Source organism: Brevundimonas sp. EAKA (assembly GCF_000698025.1).
In the GTDB taxonomy this organism is placed as follows: Bacteria; Pseudomonadota; Alphaproteobacteria; order Caulobacterales; family Caulobacteraceae; genus Brevundimonas; species Brevundimonas mediterranea_A.
The window spans coordinates 1-2503 of record NZ_JMQR01000218.1 but is presented as its reverse complement, the minus strand read 5'-3'; the positions used below and the strand labels follow the sequence as shown (position 1 = coordinate 2503).

2 protein-coding genes and 1 pseudogene are annotated in these 2503 nt (G+C 67.4%); 1 reads left to right on the top strand and 2 read right to left on the bottom strand.

What is annotated here, in order from left to right; all coding sequences use genetic code 11:
- Window positions 1-412, top strand: a pseudogene (locus ER13_RS16955) (DNA polymerase III subunit gamma/tau); the annotation flags it as partial.
- Between the two features lie 4 nt (window positions 413-416).
- Here ER13_RS16955 and ER13_RS16950 read toward each other — a convergent pair.
- Both ER13_RS16950 and folE read right to left on the bottom strand, forming a co-directional pair.
- Complete coding sequence (locus ER13_RS16950; RefSeq protein WP_035311203.1) at window positions 417-1574, bottom strand: acyltransferase; 1158 nt, start codon at window positions 1572-1574, stop codon at window positions 417-419.
- A gap of 54 nt (window positions 1575-1628) precedes the next feature.
- Window positions 1629-2219, bottom strand: coding sequence for a GTP cyclohydrolase I FolE (gene folE / locus ER13_RS16945; protein WP_008264053.1), 591 nt, complete (start codon window positions 2217-2219; stop codon window positions 1629-1631).
- Between the last annotated feature and the right edge of the window lie 284 nt (window positions 2220-2503).

Sequence of the window (2503 nt, the reverse complement as noted above, 5' to 3'; positions counted from 1 at the left end):
CCCGCAGACCTTCGAGCAGGTGGTCGCCCTGATCGGCGAGAAACGCGAAGTCGGTCTGCAGATGGATGTCGAGCGGTTCGTCAAACCCGTCTCGTTCAAGCCCGGCGCCATCGTCTATGAAAGCGTCGAGGGCGCGCCGGTCGAACTGGCCCGGCGCCTGGCCGGGCGGCTGCGGGAATGGACCGGCCGCACCTGGCTGATCGCCGCCAACGGCCAGGGCGGCGGCGAGACCCTGATCGAGCGTCAGAAGAAGGAGCGGGCCGCCGAGCGCGAGAAGGTCGAGGCCGACCCCTTCATCAAGGCGGTGCTTCTGGCCTTCCCCGGCGCCAAGCTGGGCGAGATCAAGACCATCGCCCCCGCCGTCGTCACGCCAGAAATCCCCGACGCGCCCGAGGACGACGACGAGGACTGACGGCCTATCCCTCGAGCGAGACCACAGGCCCTGCTTCCACCGGGGTCGTTCGACGTCCGCCACGGCGGCGCTTCAGCCAAGACCGGATCCGCGACTGGATCCGGTCGTCGATCGCGAAATGGAAGGCGAAGGCGAAGGCGACCGCCGCCAGCACCCCGCCGCCCCAGAGCGCCCACTGCACGGGCGCCGACAGGGCGAAGCGGGCCGCAGCCGCATTGACCACCCCGAACCAGGCGATGCGGACGATCTCATTTGAGATGAACATCGAGAAGGAGACCATGGCGGCGGTCTCCACCCATTTCGACGGACGACGCACCGGCACGGCACCGGCGGCCAGAATAATCAGGGAGATCATCGCCAGGGAGATCAGGGCGTTCTTGCCGAGGGCCTGAGCGAGCGCCAGGCCGAGGAAGGCGGCGACGCCGACCCAGCCGGCCAGACGGGGGTCGATCCAGATCTTCTGGGCGAACCAGGCCAGGCTCATGCCCAGGAAGAACAGGGGCAGGGCGCGCACGAAGCCGTAGCCCATCGGCATCTGATAGACGGGATGGCCCAGCAGGCTCCAGCACAGCTGGTTGGCGGTCAGATAGGCGGCGACGCCCAGGGCCAGGGCGCCCCAGGGCCCCAGTCGCGTCAGACCGCGCAGGATCCAGGGGAAACACAGATAGCAGCCGATCAGGGCCGAGATCGACCAGGTCGGGGCGTTCCAGCCCAAGCCGCCGGGCACGCCATAGGACTGCAACAGCAGCAACTGGGCCGGCAGCTGGTCCCAGCGGAACCATTCCGGATTGCGCGGCGCCGCCCCCGCAGCCGCACCGAGCAACACCAGGGCGACCAGCGACAGCCCCATGATCAGATGAGCGGGGACCACGCGAAGGACCCGCTTCAGCACGAAGTCGCCCGCCGACATCCGGCCCTGGCCCACTGCGGCCCCATAGACCCGCATCAGCACATAGCCGGAATCGATCAGAAAGAAGTTGGTCAGCAGGAAGCCGCCACGCGAGAACACCGGATGCACGGCCTCGGCCAGAGGAACCGGCCCGGCTCCCTGGAAGTGATGCAGGATGATCAGGAAGGCCACAATGAAACGCAGAGCGTCCAGCCAGCCGCCACGGGCGATCGGGGTTGTCTCGTTTCGGGTCGAAATCAGGCTCCAGGGCACGGCGAACGCCTCCTATGACCCCGATCTCGCAAGAGCCGGGCCGTAGTGGGACCTCTAGCCGCGCACGAGGCGCAGGAACTCCTCGCGGGTGCGGGGATCGTCGCGGACCACGCCGATCAGGTGGCTGGTCGACAGACTGGCGCCGGGGGCGTTGACGCCGCGCAAGGTCATGCAGCTGTGTTCGGCCTCGATGACCACGCCCACGCCCTGGGGCTTCAGGACGGTCTGGATGGCCTCGGCGATCTCGGCCGTCATCTTTTCCTGGATCTGCAGGCGTCGGGCGAAGCCGCGCACCACCCGCGCCAGTTTGGAAATGCCGACCACGCGGTCGGTCGGCAGATAGGCGACATGGGCCTTGCCCACGACCGGCAGCATATGGTGCTCGCAGAAGCTGACGAACCGGATGTCCTTCAGCACGACCAGCTGGTCGTAACCGCCCGTCTCCTCGAAGGTCTTCTCCAGATAGGACAGGGGATCGACCTCGTAGCCCGAAAACAGCTCGCGATAGCTGCGCGCCACCCGCGCCGGGGTTTCCAGCAAGCCCTCGCGGTCGGGATCGTCGCCCGCCCATTCGATCAGGGTGCGGACGGCGGCCTCGGCGTCGGCCTGGGTCAGTCGGGAGGCGGTCGGGGGCGCATCAGTCATTGCGGGCCTATTAGCGAAGCAGAGCCGAGAAAGAAAATCCTTCTTCCCGTCCATTACGCTGCGGCGACCGATTTGGACCCCCGGGGACCTGGAAACGTGGTCTGAGTATCCGAGCCGCCTGACCGGCCGGCGGCCGTCAGGCCGCTCGATCGATGTTGGGGAAGGACGCCAGAGAGACGGTGTCGGTGCTGGACAGCAGTCGGGGCAGGTCGATCAGGACCACGAAGCCGTCCTCGCGCCGCACCACGCCCGAGATATAGTCCGAGCGCCACTTGATCCCGATG

Excerpts from the sequence above, each read along its gene's own strand:
- folE (WP_008264053.1), bottom strand. The coding sequence starts at position 2,219 with ATGACTGATGCGCCCCCGACCGCCTCCCGACTGACCCAGGCCGACGCC.